This is a genomic window from Bacillus pumilus (assembly GCF_024498355.1).
Lineage (GTDB): Bacteria > Bacillota > Bacilli > Bacillales > Bacillaceae > Bacillus > Bacillus pumilus_P.
Genome location: NZ_CP101833.1, coordinates 2,578,933 through 2,603,140, shown reverse-complemented (window position 1 = coordinate 2,603,140; position 24,208 = coordinate 2,578,933). Strand labels below are relative to the sequence as shown.

Annotated in this window: 19 protein-coding genes and 1 other annotated feature; of the genes, 16 read left to right on the top strand and 3 right to left on the bottom strand. The window is 40.7% G+C overall.

From position 1 onward, the window contains the following. Window positions 1-6 precede the first annotated feature (6 nt). The 9 genes from NPA43_RS13205 (at window position 7) to ccpA (ending at window position 10,437) form a co-directional block, all read left to right on the top strand. Entirely contained in the window at window positions 7-816 is an 810-nt protein-coding gene (locus tag NPA43_RS13205; protein ID WP_099726835.1) for a DUF1444 domain-containing protein, read from the top strand. A 19-nt stretch (window positions 817-835) separates the two neighbouring features. Next, window positions 836-1,441: a YtpR family tRNA-binding protein gene (gene ytpR / locus NPA43_RS13200; protein ID WP_256498927.1), complete on the top strand. Its 606-nt coding sequence runs from the start codon at window positions 836-838 to the stop codon at window positions 1,439-1,441. Between the two features lie 198 nt (window positions 1,442-1,639). Further along, window positions 1,640-4,396, top strand: a complete 2,757-nt coding sequence (locus tag NPA43_RS13195; protein ID WP_256498926.1) for a DNA translocase FtsK — start codon at window positions 1,640-1,642, stop codon at window positions 4,394-4,396. Window positions 4,397-4,699: 303 nt separating this feature from the next. Beyond that, window positions 4,700-5,998 (top strand): UDP-N-acetylmuramate--L-alanine ligase, encoded by a 1,299-nt coding sequence (gene murC / locus NPA43_RS13190; RefSeq protein WP_099726838.1) that lies wholly within the window; start codon window positions 4,700-4,702, stop codon window positions 5,996-5,998. Window positions 5,999-6,423: 425 nt separating this feature from the next. Continuing rightward, on the top strand, window positions 6,424-6,843 hold the full coding sequence (locus NPA43_RS13185; RefSeq protein WP_024424855.1) for a DUF948 domain-containing protein: 420 nt from the start codon (window positions 6,424-6,426) through the stop codon (window positions 6,841-6,843). Between the two features lie 26 nt (window positions 6,844-6,869). Next, window positions 6,870-7,340 (top strand): YtxH domain-containing protein, encoded by a 471-nt coding sequence (locus tag NPA43_RS13180; RefSeq protein ID WP_099726839.1) that lies wholly within the window; start codon window positions 6,870-6,872, stop codon window positions 7,338-7,340. A gap of 30 nt (window positions 7,341-7,370) precedes the next feature. Continuing rightward, entirely contained in the window at window positions 7,371-7,694 is a 324-nt protein-coding gene (gene ytxJ / locus NPA43_RS13175) for a bacillithiol system redox-active protein YtxJ (protein ID WP_256498925.1), read from the top strand. A gap of 216 nt (window positions 7,695-7,910) precedes the next feature. Then, complete coding sequence (locus NPA43_RS13170; protein WP_099726841.1) at window positions 7,911-8,987, top strand: bifunctional 3-deoxy-7-phosphoheptulonate synthase/chorismate mutase; 1,077 nt, start codon at window positions 7,911-7,913, stop codon at window positions 8,985-8,987. 448 nt (window positions 8,988-9,435) lie between these two features. Beyond that, window positions 9,436-10,437, top strand: coding sequence for a catabolite control protein A (gene ccpA, locus NPA43_RS13165; RefSeq protein ID WP_099726842.1), 1,002 nt, complete (start codon window positions 9,436-9,438; stop codon window positions 10,435-10,437). 43 nt (window positions 10,438-10,480) lie between these two features. Here ccpA and NPA43_RS13160 read toward each other — a convergent pair whose 3' ends face one another. The 3 genes from NPA43_RS13160 to NPA43_RS13150 are packed head-to-tail and all read right to left on the bottom strand — an operon-like array spanning window position 10,481 to window position 12,951. Beyond that, entirely contained in the window at window positions 10,481-11,641 is a 1,161-nt protein-coding gene (locus NPA43_RS13160; protein WP_256498924.1) for an acetoin utilization protein AcuC, read from the bottom strand. After that, window positions 11,638-12,279, bottom strand: coding sequence for a CBS and ACT domain-containing protein (locus NPA43_RS13155; protein WP_256498923.1), 642 nt, complete (start codon window positions 12,277-12,279; stop codon window positions 11,638-11,640). The genes NPA43_RS13160 and NPA43_RS13155 overlap by 4 nt, the downstream gene beginning before the upstream one ends. 39 nt (window positions 12,280-12,318) lie before the next feature. After that, complete coding sequence (locus NPA43_RS13150) at window positions 12,319-12,951, bottom strand: GNAT family N-acetyltransferase (protein WP_256498922.1); 633 nt, start codon at window positions 12,949-12,951, stop codon at window positions 12,319-12,321. A gap of 155 nt (window positions 12,952-13,106) precedes the next feature. Between NPA43_RS13150 and acsA the strand changes: the two genes are divergently transcribed. The 7 genes from acsA to NPA43_RS13115 all read left to right on the top strand — a co-directional run bounded on the left by acsA (window position 13,107) and on the right by NPA43_RS13115 (window position 24,059). After that, the gene (acsA, locus tag NPA43_RS13145; RefSeq protein ID WP_256498921.1) at window positions 13,107-14,831 is read left to right on the top strand and encodes an acetate--CoA ligase; all 1,725 of its coding nucleotides are present in this window, start codon (window positions 13,107-13,109) and stop codon (window positions 14,829-14,831) included. A gap of 59 nt (window positions 14,832-14,890) precedes the next feature. Continuing rightward, window positions 14,891-15,128, top strand: a binding site (T-box leader). Between the two features lie 53 nt (window positions 15,129-15,181). Next, window positions 15,182-16,450: a tyrosine--tRNA ligase gene (tyrS, locus tag NPA43_RS13140; RefSeq protein ID WP_256498920.1), complete on the top strand. Its 1,269-nt coding sequence runs from the start codon at window positions 15,182-15,184 to the stop codon at window positions 16,448-16,450. A 320-nt stretch (window positions 16,451-16,770) separates the two neighbouring features. Beyond that, window positions 16,771-17,349 (top strand): lipase EstA, encoded by a 579-nt coding sequence (locus NPA43_RS13135; protein ID WP_371930241.1) that lies wholly within the window; start codon window positions 16,771-16,773, stop codon window positions 17,347-17,349. Window positions 17,350-17,551: 202 nt separating this feature from the next. After that, a complete protein-coding gene (locus NPA43_RS13130; RefSeq protein WP_256498918.1) occupies window positions 17,552-18,118 on the top strand; it encodes a restriction endonuclease subunit S in 567 nt (188 codons plus the stop codon). Between the two features lie 20 nt (window positions 18,119-18,138). Continuing rightward, complete coding sequence (locus NPA43_RS13125; RefSeq protein ID WP_256498917.1) at window positions 18,139-19,731, top strand: type I restriction-modification system subunit M; 1,593 nt, start codon at window positions 18,139-18,141, stop codon at window positions 19,729-19,731. After that, the gene (locus NPA43_RS13120) at window positions 19,721-20,875 is read left to right on the top strand and encodes a restriction endonuclease subunit S (protein WP_256498916.1); all 1,155 of its coding nucleotides are present in this window, start codon (window positions 19,721-19,723) and stop codon (window positions 20,873-20,875) included. The genes NPA43_RS13125 and NPA43_RS13120 overlap by 11 nt, the downstream gene beginning before the upstream one ends. 19 nt (window positions 20,876-20,894) lie before the next feature. Continuing rightward, complete coding sequence (locus NPA43_RS13115) at window positions 20,895-24,059, top strand: type I restriction endonuclease subunit R (RefSeq protein ID WP_256498915.1); 3,165 nt, start codon at window positions 20,895-20,897, stop codon at window positions 24,057-24,059. Window positions 24,060-24,208 lie beyond the last annotated feature (149 nt).

The window sequence follows — 24,208 nt, the reverse complement described above, 5'->3', positions numbered from 1 at the left end:
TTAACTATGGCAAAAATGACATCAAGACAGCTTGCCAATCAATTGAAAAGCCGTCTGACGAGTGACAGCTGGTCACACCAGTTTGACCGGGAAAAAGATACGCTTCGTATTGAAGATAAACAAACAGGTAAAGGCATCACGCTTGAGCTTCCGCCAATTATTGCGAAGTGGGAAGTAAAGCCTGATGAAACACTGGATGAGATCGTTTACTATGTGAAAGAGGCACTAAGCGCAATGAAAGGCGAAGCGCAGCACATATCAGGTAAAGAAAAGCAAATCTATCCGGTTATTCGTTCGACTTCCTTTCCAGAGACATCAAGTGACGAGATTCCGCTCGTTTTTGATGAGCATACAGCTGAAACAAGAATCTACTATGCGCTTGACCTTGGAAGCACCTACAGATTAATTGATGAGAAGATGCTTCAAAAGGAAAACTGGACAAAAGAGCGAATCAGGGAAACCGCAAGCTTTAACGTCCGCTCACTTGAAACCGTGGTGAAAATGGATGAAGTCGCAGGCAATCGGTTTTATTTCTTCCGTGCCAATGACGGATATGATGCCAGCAGACTTTTAAATGAATCGATTTTACAAGAATACGCGCAAAAAATAGAGGGACAGATGGCCATTTCTGTTCCCCATCAAGATGTATTCATCATTGCAGATGTTCGCAATGATTCAGGCTATGATATTTTAGGGCAAATGTCGATGAGCTTCTTCGCCAGCGGCACGGTTCCAATTACCGCATTGTCATTTTTATATGATGAGGGCAAGCTCGAACCGATCTTTATTCTTGCGAAAAGCAGACCAAAACAGTAGTAGAAGGGAATTTTGAAGAATGAATGCTTTTTATAATGCAGAAGGTGTAGGCGACACACTTCTTATTTCATTAAAAGATGTGACAAGAGAAGAAGTAGGTCATGAAACGATTGGAGATGTCGTGAGAATCTTCAATCAAGACACAAAAAAAACAACAGGCTTTAATATCTTCAACGCATCCACTTACATGAAAATTGAAGAAAACGGATCTGTACCGCTTTCTGAAACGCTTGTTCAAGATATCAATGAAATTTTAAACCGCAACGGTGTCAGTGAAACGTTGACTGTCGATCTATCACCAAAATTTGTTGTCGGCTATGTGAAGGAAAAGGAAAAGCATCCGAATGCAGATAAATTAAACATTTGCCAAGTAGATGTTGGCGAAGAAACATTACAAATCGTGTGCGGTGCACCAAACGTCGATCAAGGTCAATATGTCGTTGTTGCCAAGGTCGGCGCAGTGATGCCAAGCGGCTTGATCATCAAAGATGCTGAACTAAGAGGTGTACCATCAAGCGGAATGATTTGTTCTGCAAAAGAATTAGATCTTCCAGATGCGCCTGCTGAAAAAGGGATCCTTGTTCTAGAAGGTACCCACCAAGCTGGCGAACCCTTTGAAGCCTAACCTCCCATAAACGGGCACATATGAGCGAAGAATGTGTTATACGAAAAGTCACTAAGTACGTACTTAGTGACTTTTTTTCATCTACATACAGCATGAACAGCAAAAGCGGCACTTTTCTCGCTTTTCTGCATGAAAAAGCAGTGGTATACTAAAAATCGCCCAAGAAAACGTAAGGGGAGTTAAAGTGAGTGATAAACGATGAGTTGGATAGATAAATTTTTCAGTGTGTTTTTAGGAGAAGAAAAGAAAGAAGAAAAAGCTGAGAGACCGGTAGAAGGTCCGGATGCGCCAAAGCAGTCAGCTTTTGAACAGCATAAAGAATATAAAAAAGTTGAAGATACGAAAGTCTATTATGAATATCCGAAAGGCAACTTCCGCTTTCCACTCGTTCCAGATGAACCCGCTCGTGACGGAGTGAAGCAGCAGGAGAGAAGGCGCGCGAGACCCAGCCAGCCAAAGGTAAAGCAGCCGACCTATCAGCCTAAACAAACGTTGCAGCCTGATATAAATAAAAAGCCATTCAAAACAGAGCAAATCCCTTCGCCGATCTATGGCTATCATCAGGATATGCGTCCAAAACGAAAAGAAGGCAAAGAAGAAGCACCCTCTGTTCAAATGAAGGCCACAGAAGAAACTGCACAGCGTGTTACACTGTTATCAGAAGAGGCAGAGCGTGAACGGAATGTGAGACAGCAAATGAACATCCCGTCTATACGGAAAGAAAATCGTATGGAAGAAGCTGCTTCAGCTCCTGCAGAAGAGAAAGCGGATATGCAAACAGCCGCGACGCCTCTTACTTTGCAAGAGGAACTCGCCTATCAGGATCACGTTCAGTCGACGATGGAGCGCTTAAATGACGAATCTTTTATCCAAGCAGAGGAAAAGGATCAAGCCTTTTCACAGCCTGAAGATCATAACGAAGCTGTTTTACATAAGCAGCAAGCCCCAGCATTCCAAGACGATCCGGTAGAGCCTGAGCCGGAACAGGTCGTCTCCGGCGAACAAGAAGAAAGAAAAGACGAGCCGATGAATCAGGTTGAAGATCATGCTGAAGAAATAGACAGATGGACATTTGAAAAAGCTGAAGACTCACAACCAGCAATTGAAATGGAAATAGATAGCCCAGCAGAAGAAGTGACGGTGACAGAAGACATCACAGCGGAAGATATGGAGAAAATAGAGGTCGCTTCGATAGAAGAAAGACAAGAAGAAGTGCCAGCAGCAGGATTTGAAGAAGCTGAGCAAGTGATCAAACATGAACTGCAAGATGATCAATCTATGGAAGAACCTGAAATCATAGATGATCAAGTCATGCCATTCGAACGAGAAACAGTAACGGATGAACGGACTGCCTCTGGGCCAGCAGAAACCTTCATGGATCAGACAGAGCAGCAAGAACAAACGCTTGAAGTGAAGCGAGAAGAAACAAAACAGACATCTCCGCAGCCGAAGGGTTCAAACGGTCAAACCTCAACGGTTCCTTTTAACGTCATGATGTTAAAAAGTGACCAGCGCGTGCAAGGACAGAAGAAAACGTCGGATGCACAAGGATATGTTTTTCCGAGCTTAGCCCTTCTAGACGTACCTCCAGCTCAAAAAGAAGAGGACGGGACATGGGTGAAAGAGCGGGCAGAGCTGCTCAATGCAACGCTTAAAAATTTCAATGTAAGAGCAAGTGTGGTCCATGTCACGCAGGGACCTTCTGTCACAAGATTTGAAGTACATCCTGAACCAGGTGTGAAAGTGAACAAAATCACGAACCTGTCAGATGATATTAAACTCAGTTTGTCTGCAAAGGATATTCGAATCGAAGCACCAATCCCAGGAAAGAACACGATCGGAATTGAAGTGCCGAACCTGCACAGTAAAATGGTGTTCTTAAGAGAAATGATCAGAAGCAGTGCATTTAGAGACAATCCATCTCCTTTAACGGCAGCGCTCGGATTAGATATATCAGGTCAGCCCGTCGTGGTTGATCTGCAAAAAATGCCGCACGGCTTAATTGCTGGAGCAACAGGTTCAGGAAAAAGTGTCTGCATTAATACCATTTTAGTAAGCTTGATGTTTAAAGCCTCACCAGATGAAGTGAAAATGCTCCTAATCGACCCTAAAATGGTTGAATTAGCGCCGTATAATCACATTCCACATCTCGTGAGTCCTGTCATTACCGATGCCAAGACAGCGACAGCTGCCCTGAAATGGGTAGTCGATGAAATGGAAAGACGCTATGAACTGTTTGCTCACTCTGGTGTGAGAGAAATTAAACGATTCAATGAGCTTGTGAAAGAAAAGCAAATGGGTGAAAAACTTCCGTATCTCGTCGTTGTCATCGATGAGCTGGCTGATTTAATGATGGTCGCACCAAATGAAGTCGAAGAAAGCATTTGCCGGATTGCACAAAAAGCTAGAGCGTGTGGTATTCACTTACTGATTGCGACTCAAAGACCATCCGTTGATGTCATCACAGGTCTCATTAAAGCCAATATCCCAACAAGAATTGCTTTCTCTGTCTCAAGCCAGGTAGATTCTAGAACCATTATTGACATGGCAGGTGCAGAAAAGCTTCTCGGAAAAGGAGACATGCTCTTTTTAGAAAATGGCTCTGGCAAGCCGACAAGGCTGCAAGGGAACTTTGTATCAGACCGCGAGATCGATCAAGTGGTGGCACATGTGAGGAAACAACGCAAGCCTGTGTTTCTTTTCGAACAGGAGGAATTGATGCTTCAAGGCTCTGCGATTACAGACGAAGACGAATTGTTTATGGATGCCTGCCGATTTGCAATCGAGCAAAATAGTGCAAGTACATCCAGTTTGCAAAGAAGATTTAGAATTGGCTACAATCGTGCAGCCAGATTGATTGACATGATGGAACGTGAAGGCATGATCTCTGGTGCGAAAGGCAGTAAACCAAGAGAAGTCCTCATGACACTCAGTGATCTAGAACAATTGATCTAAACAAAAACCACTTCATTTTTTTGATAAACATGGTATGATAGCACATAGGTGCAATTTTGTAATTGGACACTTTTTGCGTGCCTGTCTGAACTCTTTTTATGTAAAATGAGCTGAAACAGGTGTTAGAAATGGGAAAGTTGTCGGATACTAATCGTAGTTAATATTGATTAGAATAGGAAGATCGGAAAAAATCTTTATTTGGAGCTGCGATCTGTGATCCGCTAGAGATGAAAATCACAAGTTGCAAATTGAAATGAGCGTCATATACTGTAAGTCAGATAGACGTTTGTTGGAGGTACAATTATGACTGTTTATCATTTTGTTGGAATAAAAGGGACAGGTATGAGTCCACTGGCCCAAATTCTTCATGATACTGGGTATACTGTCCAAGGATCGGATATCGAAAAGCACATCTTTACACAAAAAGCATTAGAAGAAAGAAACATTAAAATTCTTCCATTTGACCCAGATAATATTCAGCCGGGGATGACGGTCATTGCAGGAAATGCATTTCCTGATACACACCCTGAGATTGAACGTGCCCTTTCTGAAGGGATTCCTGTGATTCGTTACCATAAATTCCTTGGAGAATACATGGATTCATTCACAAACGTTGCGATTACTGGTGCTCATGGCAAAACATCCACAACAGGACTGCTTGCCCATGTGATGCAATCAGCAAAGCCAACTTCGTACTTAATCGGTGATGGATCTGGAATGGGGAAAGAAAACAGCGAGTATTTTGTATTTGAAGCATGCGAATACCGCAGACACTTCCTCAGCTATCATCCAGACTATGCGATCATGACCAATATCGATTTTGATCACCCTGATTATTTCTCGGACATTGATGACGTGTTTGATGCGTTTCAAAACATGGCGCTTCAAGTGAAAAAAGCCATTATCGCTTGCGGAGACGATGAACATCTGCTCAAGATTCAAGCGAAAGTACCTGTTGTGTACTACGGATTCAATGAAGAAAATGATTTCCAAGCACGTAATGTTGTGAAAAATACGGAAGGCACCACATTTGATGTATTTGTTCGCAATACGTTTTATGATACCTTCTATATTCCTGCATATGGAAATCATAATGTCCTCAACTCGTTAGCAGTGATTGCTTTATGTCATTATGAAGCCATTGATGTAGATTTGATCAAGGGTGCATTAACAACATTTGGCGGTGTGAAACGACGCTTTAATGAAAAAACAGTAGGTGAGCAAGTCTTAATTGACGACTATGCACATCACCCAACTGAAATTGAGGTTACCATTGAAGCGGCCCGTCAAAAATATCCAGAACGTGATATTGTCGCTGTTTTCCAGCCGCATACCTTCACACGGACACAGCAATTCTTAACTGAATTCGCTGATAGCCTAAAGAAAGCTGATTATGTGTATCTTTGCGATATCTTTGGTTCAGCTCGTGAAAACATTGGAAAACTAAGCATCGAAGATTTACGTGGAAAAATTCCGCAAGCTCAGTTGATTGATGAAGACGAGACATCTGTGTTGAAAGCGCACGAGGATGCGATTTTGATCTTTATGGGAGCCGGAGATATTCAAAAATATTTACGTGCTTATGAGAAAGTTGCTGTATAAATGTAAATGATCGTAAAAGTGCCGTTTCAATCGGCACTTCAGCGTGTAGACAAACCCTCGCATTCGTTGTCAGGTCTGCGTGCCGGTGCTCACGAATGTCAAATTCGCTCTGCTCCGGTACTCGTCCTTCCTAGACTTCAAGGGTTTTCAAACACGCTGAAAAGAAGACAAAGGGCTAAAATCAATATCATTTTAGTCCTTTGTCAACAATCTGAAGTGCCGTTTCAATCGGCACTTTTTTATGTTGAATAAAATGTGACAAAGGGGCTAAATGTGTCAAGATGTGCTGCTTTTTTTCATTCGCTGTGGACAGGAATTAGCGAATAAGTGTAGAATTATTAATCAATCGGTCATTCTAGGCGATGTTTGAATGATACAACGAGAGGGTATTGAATTGAATATGCCCGCAACAAAGGAGGTATCAGATGATTATTATTCTCTATCTAAGCGTTGCACTGATCGCAATTGCTTTCCTCATTCTTGTCATCTATTTGTCTAAAACATTAAAATCCTTACAGCTGACATTAAAGAATGTCGCATCAACTTTAGAAGGTCTTGAAGGACAGATGCAAGGCATCACCACAGAGACAGCGCAGTTGCTACATAAGACGAATCAGCTTGCTGAAGATATTCAAGACAAATCGGCAAAACTCAACACAGTTGTGGATGCAGTGCAGGGAATTGGCGGCTCGATCAACCAATTTAATACAAGCATAAAGCAGGCAGCTGGAGCAGTTTCTTCTTCCGTTGAAAGGAATCAAGAAAAAGTGACGGATGTTGTAAGCTGGAGTAACGCAGCACTTGAAATTTATAAAAAATGGAAACAACGTAAACACCAAAAATAAACCATTTTCGCATAGGAGGAATAATCATGAGCAAAGACGGAATCAATAGCAAAGACTTTTTGATCGGAACACTTATTGGTGGCATTGTCGGTGCAACAACAGCATTATTCTTAGCACCAAAGTCAGGGAAAGAGCTTCGCGATGATTTGAACACCCAAGCGAATGCTTTAAAAGATAAAACAGATCGACTCACAACAGATGCGAAGGAAAAAGGCACTGAATATGTGACGATTGCGAAAGATAAAACGTCTGAATTGTCTCAGCTGGTGGCAGAGCAGTCAAACCAGATTTTAGACAAAGTGAAAGACATAAAAGAGCGTGCAGCTGGAAAAGCTAATCAAGTGAAAAGTGAAGCAGAAGATGCTGCAAATGATCTTGCGAGCGAAGCGTCAGATGTAGCAGACGAAGCAAAAGTAAGAGCACAAGAAGCAAAATCAGAAATTGAAGACGGCATCAAAGATGTCAAAGAAAAAGTAGAACAATCTACTAAAGGCTAACTCGCTGCTTAAGTTAGGAAGGAGCACATCATGTCAAAGCAACTCATCGAAACAGAAGAACAGTTTGATCAACTAACGAATCAAGACGGAACCTTTGTCTTTTTTAAGCACAGTTTGACATGTCCAATCAGCCAAGCTGCTTTTCATGAGTTTGAAGCATTTGCGTCTGCACATGAAGACGTGCCTGCTTATTTCTTGCAAATTCAAAACACAAGAGAGCTTTCAGCCTATGTGGCTGAAAAGTCAGGGGTAAAGCACGAAAGTCCCCAGGCACTCGTCTTTAGCGGTGGAAAAGTAAAATGGCATGCATCTCACTCAAGCATTACAAAAGAAGCGCTTGAACATCATATGTAGAAGAACGTCAGCAACTGCTGACGTTTTTTTTATAAAAAAGGTTTACTTGAACCAAAAGTATGCTATAATCTTACACATAATACTTTATCGCTTAAAAGCGTTTGGGTAATAAAGAATTTTTTCGTGACAATTCCGAAATCTTTGTTTATAATAAACCCTATCCTGAGAGAATTTAAAAATAAAAAGCGAGAGCAGGCAGAGGAAAGGATGACAAAAATGAGCAACAACGAACTAGAACAATTGAGACAGCAAGCAGATGAACTAAATCTTCAAATCTTAAAACTGATCAATGAAAGAGGAAGCATTGTAAAAGAAATTGGAAAGGCAAAAGAAGCGCAAGGTGTCAACCGTTATGATCCTGTCAGAGAGCGCACAATGCTGAACCAAATTCTTGAAGAAAATGACGGCCCATTTGAAAATTCAACGATCCAGCATATTTTCAAGGAAATTTTCAAAGCAGGTCTAGAGCTTCAAGAAGATGACCACAGCAAAGCACTTCTTGTTTCTCGTAAGAAAAAACCAGAAAATACAATTGTGAACATCAATGGGGAAGCTATCGGTGATGGAAAACAACGCTTCATCGTTGGACCATGTGCTGTTGAAAGCTACGAACAAGTCGCAGAAGTAGCGGCAGCAGCTAAACAGCAGGGACTAAAACTGCTTCGCGGTGGCGCATTTAAACCTCGCACAAGTCCATACGACTTCCAAGGGCTTGGTGTAGACGGTCTAAAGATTCTAAAGCGTGTAGCTGATGAATACGGTCTTGCTGTCATTAGTGAAATCGTAAACCCTGCGCATATTGAAGAAGCGATTGAGCATATTGATGTGATTCAAATTGGTGCACGTAACATGCAAAACTTCGAACTATTAAAAGAAGCCGGATCTGTGAAGAAACCAGTTCTTTTAAAACGCGGTCTAGCAGCGACCATTTCAGAATTCATCAATGCAGCTGAATACATCATCGCACAAGGAAATGACCAAATCATCCTTTGCGAGCGCGGTATCCGCACATACGAAACAGCGACAAGAAACACATTAGATATCTCTGCTGTGCCAATCTTGAAACAGGAGACACATTTACCAGTCTTCGTTGATGTGACGCACTCAACTGGACGTAGAGATCTTCTTCTGCCAACAGCCAAAGCAGCTCTTGCGATTGGAGCGGACGGTGTCATGGCAGAAGTGCATCCAGACCCATCTGTTGCCCTATCTGATTCAGCGCAGCAAATGGACATTCCTCAATTCGAAAAATGGTTAGATGCGTTAAGACCACTTGTCAACATTCACGCGTAATCATAGATAGAATTACCGCCGGATAACAGCCCGGCGGTTTTTTCATGGAGAAAACACAATAGAATTGGAAATGAAAGGAATAAATCGCATTGCAAGCTTAAAGTGCTTGTTCACAATGTTTTCATTTTTAAAATTCGACAGAATCTGCTAAGATCATTGTCATAGCTGATGTTCACGATGACTTTTGCTGAAATATGATTCAATTTACAGGTAACAAGCTCATTAAAGTTTGTTTAATTTAGTTATAAAAAGAAAGGGAACGTTTTCATATGACGAAAAAACGTGTATAATTTCATAAAAGAATGTCATTTTGATGTAGATTGAAAAATTATGTGTCTCTTTTCATCGTTTTAATGACAAATAGGATATTATTTTTTTCGTATCTGATATGTCTCTACCTAATTGGTGAATGCTATAGATATGAAGTGTATTTGAAGGAGTGATTTATGTGAATAATGTTACAATATATGATGTAGCAAGAGAAGCAAATGTAAGTATGGCAACGGTATCACGTGTTGTGAATGGAAATCCGAACGTGAAACCAACAACAAGAAAAAAGGTGCTTGAAGCGATTGATCGTCTTGGCTACCGTCCGAACGCAGTGGCACGAGGCCTTGCAAGTAAAAAAACAACGACGGTTGGGGTCATCATCCCTGATATTTCTAGTATCTTCTATTCTGAGCTTGCACGCGGGATTGAAGATATCGCCACGATGTACAAGTACAACATCATTTTGAGCAACTCAGATCAAAATACAGATAAAGAGCTGCATTTGTTAAATACGATGCTAGGCAAACAAGTAGATGGGATTGTCTTTATGGGCGGCAACATCACAGATGTGCTTGTCGAAGAATTTAAGCGCTCTCCTGTACCAATTGTTCTTGCAGCATCAGTTGAAGAGCAGGCACAAACACCATCTGTGAACATTAACTATGAGCAGGCCATTTATGATTCAGTCCAATTATTAATTGAAAAAGGCCATAAACGAATTGCGTTCGTATCTGGTCCGATGTCAGAACCAATTAACTCTGTGAGAAAGCTTGCTGGGTATAAGCGTGCGCTAGAAGAAGCGGGCATTGCTTTTGATGATGTTCTCGTTGCTGAAGGCGATTACTCCTATGACTCAGGAATTGAAGCCCTTGCAAATCTGCTTGAGCAATCAGACAAGCCGACGGCTGTCATTGCAGCAACAGACGAAATGGCTCTTGGTGTCATTCACGGCGCACAGGACAGAGGCGTCTCGATTCCTGAAGACTTAGAGGTCATTGGCTTTGATAACACAAGACTTTCCCTCATGGTACGTCCTCAGCTGACAACGGTTGTTCAGCCGACATATGATATTGGCGCTGTCGCAATGAGACTGCTGACAAAGCTGATGAACAAAGAACAAGTGGACGATCAAATTGTTGAGCTGCCACACAGAATTGAAGAAAGACAATCAACAAAATAAAAACAAAAAGCAGGCTCACCTTATCAGTGAATGCCTGCTTTTCTTATGCATTTTTCCTTTCTCTTCTAACAGGCATGAGTGCTTTTTCTACTGTTTGCGCATTTTTTTCTGTGATTTCTGCTTTTCTTGGTATCGGTGGATATAAATCGTCAGGGTCGAACCATGTTGATGGAAGGGTGACAGGCGATTGCTTATTCCATGCCCGAATCCACTCCTTAGGAAGGTCAGCTGGCGGTGTGATACCTTTCATCTCAAGCCAAATGCGGCTCCATGCTCTTGGGACCACGCGCCAAATATCATATCCACCTCCGCCAACAGCGATCCATTTGCCGTCACAATATTGATGAGCAAGCTCATGGGCAAGTCTGGGAATTTCCTCATATATTTTCATGGTGGCAGATAAATGGGTTAAAGGATCGTAATAGTGGGCATCCGCCCCGTTTTGCGTCAAAATCACGTCTGGTTTAAAAAAAGCAGCTATCTCAGTCACTGCTGTTCGGTATGCTTCGAGGAACGATTCGTCTTCTGTAAATGCATCGAGCGGAATATTATACGCATAGCCATAGCCTTTATCATGGCCTCTTTCCTGTACTTGTCCAGTTCCAGGGAACAAGTAGCGACCCGTTTCATGAATGGAGACAGTACATACCTCTGGATCGTCATAGAAGCTAAACTGTACACCATCTCCGTGATGAGCATCCGTATCAATATATAAAATCCTTGCGCCATATGTCTTTTGAATATATTGAATGGCCACAGAGCTGTCATTATAAATACAAAAGCCAGATGCACGTCCTTTAAATCCGTGGTGAAGCCCGCCGCCAAGGTTGAGCGCATGCTGCGAATGACCCAGCATCACTTGATCAACCGCTGTTAATGTCCCACCAACAAGAAGAGAAGCCGCCTCATGCATACCTGCAAACATCGGTGTATCCTCCGTGCCAAGGCCGTAGCGTTCACCCTCTGCTGTAGACAGCTTTCCTTCACTTGCCCGCTGCACAGCTTGAATATAATCTGTCGTATGGACGAGCTTTAATTCCTCCAGCGTAGCCATACGCGGTGCGATGATCTCATCATCCGTTAACGCCTTCATTTTTTGAAGAAGATCGTATGTTAAGTAGACACGAAGCTGATTGAAGGGGTGATCTTGATGAAACTGGTACGTTTGAAAAGATGGTGAAAAAACAAAGGTCGCTTCCTTCATTTGACCGTCTGCTCCATAGGCCAGAGCACCTTGTAGCCTTTTGCCCGAATCAGCTTCGTCACATGATCTGCATGAATGGTTTGAAGGCGGAATACGAGCACTTTAGAGGCTTCATTTGCATGCGGGTACACAAGCACACTCAGCATTTGAATATGCTGCTCCTTTAAAATAGCCGTAATGTCTGCGAGCCCTTCTGTCATCTGCTTCACTTCAACCTCTAAGTGTGACCCAGGCTGATCTGCACCTGTCAGTCTGACAAACGTACGAAGTAAATCTGTCTTTGTGATAATGCCTACAAGCTTACCGCGTCTCACCACTGGAAGGCAGCCAATTCCATGCTCAAAAAAGACACTCGAAATCTCCTCAACGAAATCAAGCGGATGGGCGGTGATTGTCTCTAGCACCATGATCTCTTCTACCGGCCGCTGAATAAAAAGCTGCCTTTTTTCTGTTTCGAAAATACTTGGACTGGCATTTTTAATATCCCGATCTGTCACCATCCCAATGACAGAATCTTGATCAGATACGATGGGAATATGCCGAATGTGATGTGCACTCATTTTTTGAATGGCTTCTTCGATCGTATCGGTTTTTCGCAGCGTGATCACATCACGCTCCATAATTTGTTCAATCATCATTGTTTACCAATCCCCTTTGCCAAAAAAACGAATTGAACGTTAATACATAAAGCGCTGATGGAAGCGAAGACGATCAAAACGCTCGATCGAATCAGGACTCACGTTTTTTCCGATTCTCGCCATTAAACAATTGGCTGGATGTGAGCTGATCTCTGGCTCGTCTGTTGCAAACCAGACAAGACCACCTGCGTTCATCATTTTCTCCATCATTTTACGGTACTCCCAAACGTTTTTCTTTGTCCCCTTTAAATCCCAATGCCAGTAATATTCAGTTGTAATAATGATGTAGTTCTCCATTTGCTCATCCATCATGCTCACATCAAGTAAATGCTTGCCGAGCGAGCATCCTCTAAATGGAGGAGCGACTTCAATCGCGCCAAGCTCGATTAAATTGTCCATCTTGCCCTCTGACCAGCGCTCAAGCGGATCAGGATACAAATACGTGACATAGCCTACGACAAGCTCATCCACTCTTGCAATGATAATACGTCCTTCTGGAAGATCTGCTATTTCAACAAGTGCTTGTTTCTGCTCCTCAGGCGTGCGAAATGCCGTTAGTCCTTCATGAAACGTATAGTTCGCAAGCTCTGATGCAGGTACCGGTCCTTCAATCAGGATAGAACCTGTTTCTCGCTCAATTGTTTTTGAATAATAAGTTTTAGGATGCTCCACGTATCCACCGCCTCAAATTCTAGTGAGTCGTCTCTATTTTAGCTTAAATCTTGAAGAAATTAAAACGGTTTCACCATAAGTTTTTTAAAAATTGAGAAAAAAAGTCATCTATACTATAATGGTCATTGTAAACGTATGCAAAGGGGGACTGTTTGATGAAAGTGGAAACGCTACCATCAGTAAAAGGAGACTATCATTTAAATGATTATGAGCAGGCATACAAAGAATTTTCATGGGAGGAAGCGAGAAAAAACTTCTCCTGGTATGAAACAGGAAAAATAAATGCAGCCTATGAAGCAATTGACAGACATGCGGACTCGTTTCGTAAGAACAAGGTGGCGCTTCATTACAAAGATTCACAGCGGGATGAAAAGTATACGTTCAGGGATATGAAAATCAACACAAACAAAGCGGGAAATCTATTCAGAGAAAAGGCGCATGTGCAAAAAGGGGATCGCGTGTTTATCTTTATGCCAAGATCACCTGAGCTCTATTTTCTTCTGCTTGGTGCTGTCAAAATTGGTGCGATCGTTGGCCCGTTATTTGAGGCATTTATGGAAGGCGCCGTCAAAGACCGTTTAGAAAATAGCGAGGCGAAGGTCATTGTGACAACGCCGGATCTGCTTGAGCGTATTCCGTTTGCAGAGCTTCCGAAGCTTGAATCTGTCATCATTGTCGGCGGTGAAAAGGAAGACATCGGTGGTGTGCGGACAATTCACTACGAAGAGGCATTTCAGGAGGCAGTAAAGGAACTTGAAGTAGAATGGATGGATGAAAAAGACGGTTTCCTACTTCATTACACGTCAGGGTCAACTGGTACGCCAAAAGGTGTGCTGCATGTCCATGGCGCGATGGTGCAGCAAGACCAGACCGGTAAATGGGTGCTTGACCTGAAAGAAGATGACGTCTACTGGTGTACAGCTGATCCAGGCTGGGTAACAGGGACAGTGTACGGTATTTTTTCACCATGGTTAAATGGGGCAACGAATGTCATCTTAGGTGGCCGGTTTAATCCTGATACGTGGTATGAAACGATTGAATCACTTGGTGTGACCGTTTGGTACAGTGCACCGACAGCCTTCAGAATGCTGATGGGGGCAGGGGACGACCTCATTCAAAAATATGACCTCAGCTCGCTCCGTCATGTCTTAAGTGTAGGAGAGCCTCTCAATCCGGAAGTGATCCGCTGGGGAGACGCTGTATTTGGCAAACGAATTCACGATACTTGGTGGATGACGGAAACTGGTGCACAGCTGATTTGTAATTATCCATGCATGGACATCAAACCAGGCTCGATGGGGAAACCAATTCCAGGCGTAGAAGCCGCGATTGTGGATAATGCCGGAAATGAACTTCCACCATACCGGATGGGCAACCTTGCGATCAAAAAGGGCTGGCCGTCCATGATGCATACGATCTGGAACAATCCTGAAAAATATGAATCTTACTTTATGCCGGGAGATTGGTATGTTTCAGGAGATTCAGCATATATGGACGAAGACGGATACTTTTGGTTCCAGGGACGTGTCGACGATGTCATCATGACGTCAGGAGAGCGGGTCGGTCCATTTGAGGTGGAAAGTAAACTGGTTGAACATCCGGCCATTGCAGAGGCTGGTGTCATTGGAAAACCAGATCCGGTACGTGGTGAAATTATCAAAGCATTCATTGCTCTCAGGAGCGGATACGAGCCGACAGATGAGCTGAAAGAAGAGATTCGTACGTTTGTGAAAAAGGGGCTTGCTGCACATGCGGCACCAAGAGAAATCGAGTTTAAAGACAAACTGCCAAAAACGCGAAGCGGAAAAATTATGAGACGTGTGCTAAAGGCGTGGGAGCTGAATTTACCTGCTGGCGACCTTTCGACAATGGAAGATTAATCTCCTTCGTCAGTTGACTTGATATCAAAAGTATGTTAAAAATGACTTTAGTTGAATACGAAAAGGTTTTGACTGAGATTCAGTAGAATCATCTTTCCCTGTCCAAGAGAGCTGACGGCTGGTGCGAGTCAGTACAAAGAGATATTCGAATTACCCTCACGAACCGCTTTTACGAAAAGGAGCATGAATGCTGCCTCATTAGTGAAAGAACGGATCTGTCCGTTATCAGTGTAAGTGAAAAGACGTGATATTTTGTCTTTTAAGCAGGGTGGTACCGCGATATATATCGTCCCTTCGTTCATTCGAAGGGGCGTTTTTTATGTTGAATTGTAAAAAAAGGAGATTTGGATATGAGTCAATTGATGGAAGATTTATCGTTCAGAGGATTAATTCAGCAGCAAACAGATGAAGAAGGTTTAACAAAATTATTAGCAGAAGAAAAAATCAAGCTGTACTCCGGCTTCGATCCGACAGCTGACAGCTTGCACATTGGTCATCTATTGCCCATTTTAACATTGCGCAGATTCCAAGAAGCAGGGCATCACCCGATTGCCCTTGTTGGCGGCGCAACTGGACTGATCGGAGATCCTAGCTTCAAAAAAGCAGAGCGTTCACTAAACCCGGCAGAAATCGTGGAACAGTGGTCAGAGAAAATCAAAGGCCAGCTGTCTCAATTTCTTGATTTTGAAGCAGGCGAGAACCCAGCCGTCATCGTCAATAACTATGACTGGATCAGCCAAATGAATGTCATCACGTTCCTTCGTGATATTGGAAAGAACTTCGGTGTGAACTTCATGCTGGCAAAAGATATCGTCAGCTCACGCATCGAGACAGGGATTTCGTACACAGAGTTCAGCTACGTGATTTTGCAATCGTTAGACTTCTTAAACCTTTACAAAAATGAAAACTGTAAGCTGCAAATCGGTGGTAGTGACCAGTGGGGAAATATTACATCTGGACTTGAGTTGATCCGCAAGTCTGAGGCAGAAGGCGCAAAAGCATTTGGTCTCACGATGCCGCTTGTCACAAAAGCAGACGGCACGAAGTTTGGTAAAACAGAAGGCGGCGCAATCTGGTTAGATAAAGAAAAAACGTCACCTTATGAATTCTACCAATTCTGGATCAACACAGATGACCGTGACGTCGTGAAATACTTAAAATACTTTACGTTCTTATCAAAAGAAGAGATCGCATCTTACGAAGAAAAAGTGCAAACAGCACCTGAAAAACGTGAAGCGCAGCGCCGTTTAGCAGAAGAAGTGACAGCGCTTGTACATGGCCGTGAATCACTAGAACAGGCTGTGAACATCTCAAATGCACTATTTAAAGGCGAGATCAAATCTCTTTCAGCTGAAGAAGTCAAAGTAGGCTTTAAGGATGTTCCATCAATGGAGAAAAGCAGCACAGAAGAATTAACACTAGTCGATATCCTTGTGGAATCAAAGCTGTCTCCATCAAAGCGTCAAGCACGTGAAGATATCACAAATGGTGCGGTCTACATCAACGGAGAGAGACAAACCGATAAAGACTATGTTCTTTCAGCTGAAGACCGAATTGAAAACCAATTCACTGTTTTAAGAAGAGGGAAAAAGAAATACTTCCTTGTGAATTACAAGTAAGAATGATGTGCAGCCGGCTGAGAGAACCGGCTGCTTTTTTTTATGCCAATTGAGTCATGGAGGCTGTCACATAGACCAACAGACTGTAAGAGAAACGAATGTCTAGTCTTTTGGCATTGGCTCATGAGAAAGTCAAAGGTGCTTTTTCATTATTTATTTCTTGTGAAAATATCGGACAAACAGTGCCTTGTTCACTTTTCTGTCATATTTTTGTTGTTTAAAATAGAGTCGAACAAGATAAATAAGGGGGAATGAAAGTGTCATTTTTGATGAAAAGGAGTTTGCAGATTCTCGTTGCATTTGCATTGGTGGTTGGTTCAATGGTTTTCGTCCAGCCGAAAGAGGTCAAAGCGGCTGAGCATAATCCGGTTGTGATGGTCCATGGCATGGGTGGTGCCTCTTACAACTTCGCGGCGATCAAAAGATACCTGGTGTCACAGGGCTGGGACCGAAACCAATTATATGCAATTGATTTCATAGACAAAACAGGCAATAACCTTAATAATGGACCGCGTCTATCTAGATACGTCAAAGATGTGCTAGCCAAAACGGGCGCCAAAAAAGTAGATATTGTGGCGCATAGCATGGGTGGAGCCAACACGTTATACTATATTAAGAACCTAGACGGCGGAGATAAAATTGAAAATGTCGTCACACTAGGTGGAGCGAATGGACTCGTTTCACTCAGAGCATTACCAGGCACCGATCCAAATCAAAAAATTCTTTACACATCCGTCTATAGCTCAGCCGATCTCATCGTCGTCAACAGCCTCTCCCGCTTAATTGGCGCAAGGAACGTCCTTATCCACGGAGTTGGACATATCGGTCTATTAGCCTCAAGCCAAGTCAAAGGCTATATTAAAGAAGGACTGAACGGCGGGGGACAGAATACGAATTAATTTAAAATAGCCAGCTACCATTCATGGAAGCTGGCTTTCTGTATTTTACAAGTAGATTTAATCATGAAGAAACATGGAGTACCTATTGATGAAGTTCTATTCGTGTGAATACTTGAAATGATTGTCGATGAAATCAGACTATGGTACGATGAATGTATATGTTATAAAGTAATTCGTACGAATTACTAAATGAGGGCGGGATATGAAGCTTGAACAAATCATAACGATCAAAATGGGAAAAAACCAATCAAGAAGAAATGAAAAAGCCGACAATAGCTTATCTGCATATTCTTATGAAGATTTAATGAAAGATTTAGATGGCGCTTATTTAGACTCCATTGTAAATGAAAAAGAAAGCACATTATTAACGGTTGATCCGTACTTAACAAATGTTTGTGATGTTGTCTTCAGCTTTGTTAGTTCGATTGCAGGGATTGTCAGTATTGAGACTCAAGGTAAAGTCATGAACCAAAACTTTGCCAAGCTGATCATAGAAACTGAAGAACTAGATAAGCAGTATTTATGTTATGTTTTAAATGAATCTCAATTTATGAAAAAACAAATGGCGATTTCTATGCAAGGAAGTACGGTTCCAAAACTAACACCAGGGATTTTTCGTGCGTTAGAAGTGCATCTTCCTTCTATTGAAAAACAACAAATGATAGGAAGAGCCTATTTTCATTTTAGAAAGCGTCAAGCGCTTATGAAGAAACAAGCAAAATTAGAAGAACAACTATTTTTAGAAGTATTAAAACAACATGATCAATAAAGAAAAGTGAGGAAATAACGATGGCTGACTTACATACAACATTATTTAGTGCCGCAGATGACCTTAGAAGCAAAATGGATGCTTCAGAGTATAAAAACTATTTATTAGGATTGATCTTCTATAAATATTTATCTGATCGATTATTAGAAAAAGTGGTCGAAGTTGCAGATGAATCACTGGAAGAATATGACACGCAGGATAAACAAGCGCAATTATACAAAGAGTTGTTATCAGATGAGGATATTCAAAAAGACTTAATTGAAACATTAGTCGATACGATAGGGTATGATATCGAACCAACGTATTTATTTAGTGAGTTAGCGAGTCAGGCAAAACAGAATATCTTTCAGTTGAATGATTTGAATAAAGCATTCATTGATTTATCGACGAAATATCTTCAATTTAGTGGCTTGTTTGATGATGTGGATTTGAAATCGAAAAAACTGGGGTCAGATGATCAACAGAGAAATATCACCATTACAGAGGTATTGAAAAAATTAAATGATGTTGATGTCATTGGTCATAATGGAGATGTCATTGGGGATGCTTATGAATATTTAATCAGTCAATTTGCCTCGGAAGCAGGGAAAAAAGCCGGCGAATTCTATACACCACATGAGGTCTCTATCATGATGGCACGTATTGTGGCAATGGGGCAAGAGGAGAAAAAATTATTCAGCGTGTATGACCCTACTATGGGTTCTGGTTCTTTAATGTTAAATGTTCGTAATTACATTAAGTATCCAGAAAGTGTGAAATATCATGGGCAAGAACTGAATACGACAACTTTTAATTTAGCAAAAATGAACTTAACTCTGCACGGTGTCGATTACGAGGACATGCGCTTGCGTAACGGGGATACACTAAATAAAGACTGGCCAACCGATGAGCCATATACATTTGATTCAGTTCTAATGAATCCGCCATATTCAGCCAAATGGTCAGCAGACGATACATTTTTAGATGATTCACGTTTTAATCGCTATGGAAAGTTGGCACCGAAATCAAAAGCGGACTTTGCTTTTCTTTTGCATGGCTTATATCATTTAAAAGATTCTGGAACTATGGCGATTGTCCTGCCACATGGAGTTCTTTTTAGAGGCGCAGCTGAAGGTGTCATCCGTAAGAAATTACTAGAAGATGGACACATTGATGCGGTGATCGGTTTACCAGCAAACTTATTCTTTGGTACAAGCATTCCAACCACTGTCATCATTTTAAAGAAAAACCGTACAACGCGTGATGTACTATTTATCGATGCAAGTAAAGAATTTACCAAAGGAAAAAATCAAAACAAATTATCAACTGATAACATTGATAAAGTAGTAGAGACATATCAAAAACGAGAAGATGTAGAAAAGTATGCACATGTGGCAAGCTTTGAAGAGATTAAAGAGAATGATTTCAACTTAAATATTCCAAGATATGTCGATACATTCGAAGAAGAAGAACCTGTCGATATGGCTGCCATAGGAGCAAAAATTCAAGAGATTCGAAAAGAAAAAGAAGAACTAGAGTCTAATTTATATGACATGATTTCTTCCATGCAGTTTGATGAAGAAGACGCAGAATGGATGAAAGGTGCATTAGAGGTGTTTAAACGTGGGAAGTAAGAGCGTGCCGGAAGTTAGGTTTAAAGGGTTTAGTGGGGAATGGGACGAATGTAAAATTGTTGACGTGTTGAATATAAACTCGGGCAGGGATTATAAACATTTAAAAAAAGGAGATATCCCAGTTTATGGTACTGGTGGGTATATGCATAGTGTTAATGATAAGTTATCAGATGATGATGCTATTGGAATTGGAAGGAAAGGTACTATAAATAAACCGCAGTTGTTATTAGCACCTTTTTGGACGGTAGATACTTTGTTTTATATGACAGTTAAAGGGAAAAATGATTTGTATTTTCTGTACTCACTAGCTAATAGAATTGATTGGAAGAAGTACGATGAATCAACTGGGGTACCTAGCTTATCAAAAAATAGTATTTATAAAATCTCTATTAATGTGCCCCTATTAAGGGAACAAACACAAATCGGCAACTTCTTCAAACAACTAGACGAAACAATTGCTTTTCAACAACAAGAACTAGACACCTTAAAACAAACGAAACAAGGATTCTTGCAAAAAATGTTTCCGAAAGAAGGAGAATCTGTACCGGAAATTCGTTTTCCTGGGTTTAATGGGGAATGGGAAAAGAAAAGATTAAAAGATTTAGCTACTTTTGCTAAAGGAATTGGATATTCTAAAAGTGATATAGTAGAAGAAGGAGATCCTATAATTTTATATGGCAGTTTATATACTAAATATCAAACTGTGATAGAAGAAGTCGATACATTTACTAAAATAAAAGAAAAATCTTTAATTAGTAAGGGTTATGAGGTAATTGTCCCTTCATCTGGTGAAACATCTGAGGATATTGCTAGAGCATCTGTAGTAAAAAGACCCGGTATTATTTTGGGTGGAGACTTGAATGTTATTTACCCCTGTGACGACATTAATTCTATTTTTTTAGCACTCACTATCTCAAATGGTAAACAACAAAAAGAACTAAGTAGAAAAGCACAAGGTAAATCAGTTGTTCATCTACATAACTCTGATTTAAAAGAAGTGAATCTATATTATCCAAAAAGAGAAGAACAAACCCAAATCGCGAGCTTCTTCAAACAACTAGACAAAACAATCGCTCTATGCGAACAAGAAATAGATATTTTAAAACAAACCAAAAAGGCCTTTTTGCAAAAAATGTTTTTATAAGCAAGAGGAGGGAATTCAAATGGGCAAGAATGAACATAGAGATGAAACAGAAATAGAACGTCAGTTAATTGAGGTAATGGGTGAAGGACATAACCAATGGAACTATCGTCCAGATCTAAAATCAGAAGCCGACTTATGGCAGAATTTACGAAAGATCATCACACAAAACAACTTATCAGAAATTGGGGAACATCCGATTTCTGATAAGGAATTTGATAAGATTAAAACGGAAATTTTAAATAAAACACAAACACCTTTCGACGCCGCAAGATGGCTAAAAGGTGAAAATGGAATTGCTCGCATTACGATTGAACGAGATGATGTGTCGTTAGGTTCGATGTCACTCGTTCTTTATTCAAATCATGATATCGGTGGGGGCATTTCTACATATGAAGTTGTTCATCAAATTGCGAAAAAAAGAGAGAACATTGACGAACGTGACAGGCGTTTTGATGTGACGTTATTAATCAATGGGTTACCCATTGTGCAAATTGAATTGAAAAAAGTTACGGCAAAAGATGGTGTGTTTCAAGCATACAATCAAGTGAAGAAGTATGCAGAGGAAGGGCTATTTCGTAATAATATTTTTTCCACTCTTCAGTTATTTGTCATTTCAAATGAACAAACGACTCGTTATTTTGCCAATGCTCTGCCAAAAGATATGCATAAGAAGTTTGTTTTTAGTTGGCGGACGAAAAATAACCGAAAAGTGAACAACCTCTATGAATTTGTGAAACAAGTATTGAACATTCCAGATGCCCATCGATTGATCGCTCAATATACCGTTGTGAGCGAAGAAAATGATCAAAAAGCGTTAATGGTTTTACATCCATATCAAATACATGCAATTGAAGCATTGTTTACCGCAGCGATGAAGCATGAATCTGGATATGTATGGCATGCAACAGGGTCAGGAAAGACATTAACGAGTTTCGTTGCGACCAAATTATTAGCAAGGAAACCTGGCGTTGACCGGACAATTATGCTCATTGACCGAAAAGATTTAGATAATCAAACCACCACAGAATTTACAAGGTTTGCGTCTGAATTTAATACAGGTATCTCTTCAGATAAGGTAAAGTCTAATAGTTTAATTATTGGAACAAAAAGCGCACGAAAACTTAGTGAAACACTATTAGCGGATGCCAATTCAAATACCATTATTATTACGACTCGTCAAAAGCTAGAGAATGCCATCAAATATGCAAAAAAACAAGAAGAGCAAGATGGAAAGAACCGATTTCAAAAACTGATCGGACAACATATTGTCTTTGTCGTTGATGAATGCCATCGAGCATTAAGTGCGGAGGGCATGGAGTCTGTGAAGAAAACGTTCCCTAATTCTACTTGGTTTGGCTTTACTGGAACACCTATTTTCGATGTTAATAAAAAACAACCAAAAGGGCAGTTAGCACGTACGACTCGTGATCAATACGGTGAAGAGCTTCATACATATACGATTAAAAACGCCTTAGATGATGGTGCAGTTCTAGGATTCCAAGTAGAACATGAAGATACGATTGAACCAAACTCTCTTAGCAATCATATCTTTTCTCGGCTTCGTCAAAATGACAAATACGCTCATCTTAATGATGATGAATTAAATACGTATATTGATCAAATGGATGGGATGGAGAAGGAATCCCATTTGCCATCCACTATCTATGAAAGTGATGAGCATATTCAAAAGGTCATCCATAAGATATTTCGACCGGATAATGCTTATACAAAGTTTGATTTCAAAAACGGACGACCGCAAAAGTCTGCTATTCTGACAACAAACTCTATTGCGATGGCCAAACGATATTATGATGCGATAAAAAGGATGACGAAAGATCCTGATTGGATGGCAAAAGAGTTTGAAGGTCATCCTATTCGTAAAGGGCGAACGATAGAGGATAAGGATTTTCCTAGAATCGCGATCACCTACTCATTAAATGATAATGAAGAAACTTCAAAACTAGATCAAGAAGATATGATAAACATCATCAAAGACTATAATCAATCCTATGATACCGCTTGGTCGATTCAAGATATTGAGCGGTATAATGGGGACATTAACAACAGATTAGCCCGAAAAAAAGCGGAGTTTAAACAATTTGGCAAGCATATAGATTTAGTGATTGTGGTTGATCGCCTTTTAACTGGCTTTGATGCGCCGACCATACAAACTCTTTTTGTGGATCGACTCTTAGAGTATGCGGGTTTAATTCAAGCTTTCTCGCGAACAAATCGTACATATCCTGGTAAAACAAAAGGGCTCATCATGACGTTTAGAAAGCCGTGGACGATGGAGTGGAATGTAGAGGAAGCGACCAAGACATACTCTAACGAACAGGAAGAAACGAATCTTGTGTACCCAACTTATGAAGAATCATTGAAACGATTTAAAAAGGCACATAAAACCTTAAAGTCACTTGATATCAATCTTTCTGAATTGGACGAGCATTCGCCAGTAGAGGAACGTGTTGAATTTGTTAAAGCATTCCAAGAGCTGAGTAATGCTTATGAAGCTCTCGTGACGTATGACAATTACAACGATGATATGGAAGCATCGAAAGCCTTGCGAGAACAAGTGATGACGATCGAAGAAAATATCGGTATATACAATACAATCAAAGGCTCACTAGTAGAAGAAGGGACGAAAGAGAAAGAAGAGGAAACACCCAACTTCTCGGATATTGAATTTTATGGTGAGAATTCTGTTAAGCTATACGACATTGACTCTGCCTTTATTGATCAACTGTTAGGAAATTACTCTGCCAATAATCATGATATCCGTCAAGAAATCGAAAAGGCACTTCAAAAATTGAAAAAAGCTGAAGTGGTAAAAGATGTGTATCGAGCGATCCTCAATGAAATGGACAATAAACAGGTGAATCCAGATGAAGATATATTAGTGGTCAAACGAACATTCTTTACAAAAAAGAAAAATTCCCATATTAAAGAATTTGCTGAAACGTGGTTCGTGGATGAGAACGAACTCCATTTATCATCTATTCAATATATGATAGGAACTGATCCTATTCCGAATATTGGGAACATCATTGATAGTAAACAATTTGATCAATATAAAGCAATTCATCCAGATGCTAAACCATTAAAATACGGACCTGAAATGAAACGAGCGTGGAGAACATTGTTAGATGAAGTGATTGTTCCTTTGGATGATGAATTAAGATAATCTCGATAAGGAGTTTAAATTGACGCAACAACTTAAACAATATTTCTTAGGATACTTTCTCTATTTTCCCTGTTCATTTCTCATCATCTATAGGTAATCTCTAACATCATAGCCAGTGGGTGGTTTGTCTTTTTGGTGCAAAATCAGAC

Coding starts and splice junctions, on each gene's coding strand:
- NPA43_RS13205 (WP_099726835.1), top strand. CDS start 7: ATGGCAAAAATGACATCAAGACAGCTTGCCAATCAATTGAAAAGCCGT.
- ytpR (WP_256498927.1), top strand. CDS start 836: ATGAATGCTTTTTATAATGCAGAAGGTGTAGGCGACACACTTCTTATT.
- NPA43_RS13195 (WP_256498926.1), top strand. CDS start 1,640: ATGAGTTGGATAGATAAATTTTTCAGTGTGTTTTTAGGAGAAGAAAAG.
- murC (WP_099726838.1), top strand. CDS start 4,700: ATGACTGTTTATCATTTTGTTGGAATAAAAGGGACAGGTATGAGTCCA.
- NPA43_RS13185 (WP_024424855.1), top strand. CDS start 6,424: ATGATTATTATTCTCTATCTAAGCGTTGCACTGATCGCAATTGCTTTC.
- NPA43_RS13180 (WP_099726839.1), top strand. CDS start 6,870: ATGAGCAAAGACGGAATCAATAGCAAAGACTTTTTGATCGGAACACTT.
- ytxJ (WP_256498925.1), top strand. CDS start 7,371: ATGTCAAAGCAACTCATCGAAACAGAAGAACAGTTTGATCAACTAACG.
- NPA43_RS13170 (WP_099726841.1), top strand. CDS start 7,911: ATGAGCAACAACGAACTAGAACAATTGAGACAGCAAGCAGATGAACTA.
- NPA43_RS13160 (WP_256498924.1), bottom strand. CDS start 11,641: ATGAAGGAAGCGACCTTTGTTTTTTCACCATCTTTTCAAACGTACCAG.
- NPA43_RS13155 (WP_256498923.1), bottom strand. CDS start 12,279: ATGATGATTGAACAAATTATGGAGCGTGATGTGATCACGCTGCGAAAA.
- acsA (WP_256498921.1), top strand. CDS start 13,107: ATGAAAGTGGAAACGCTACCATCAGTAAAAGGAGACTATCATTTAAAT.
- tyrS (WP_256498920.1), top strand. CDS start 15,182: ATGAGTCAATTGATGGAAGATTTATCGTTCAGAGGATTAATTCAGCAG.
- NPA43_RS13135 (WP_371930241.1), top strand. CDS start 16,771: ATGGTTTTCGTCCAGCCGAAAGAGGTCAAAGCGGCTGAGCATAATCCG.
- NPA43_RS13130 (WP_256498918.1), top strand. CDS start 17,552: ATGAAGCTTGAACAAATCATAACGATCAAAATGGGAAAAAACCAATCA.
- NPA43_RS13125 (WP_256498917.1), top strand. CDS start 18,139: ATGGCTGACTTACATACAACATTATTTAGTGCCGCAGATGACCTTAGA.
- NPA43_RS13115 (WP_256498915.1), top strand. CDS start 20,895: ATGGGCAAGAATGAACATAGAGATGAAACAGAAATAGAACGTCAGTTA.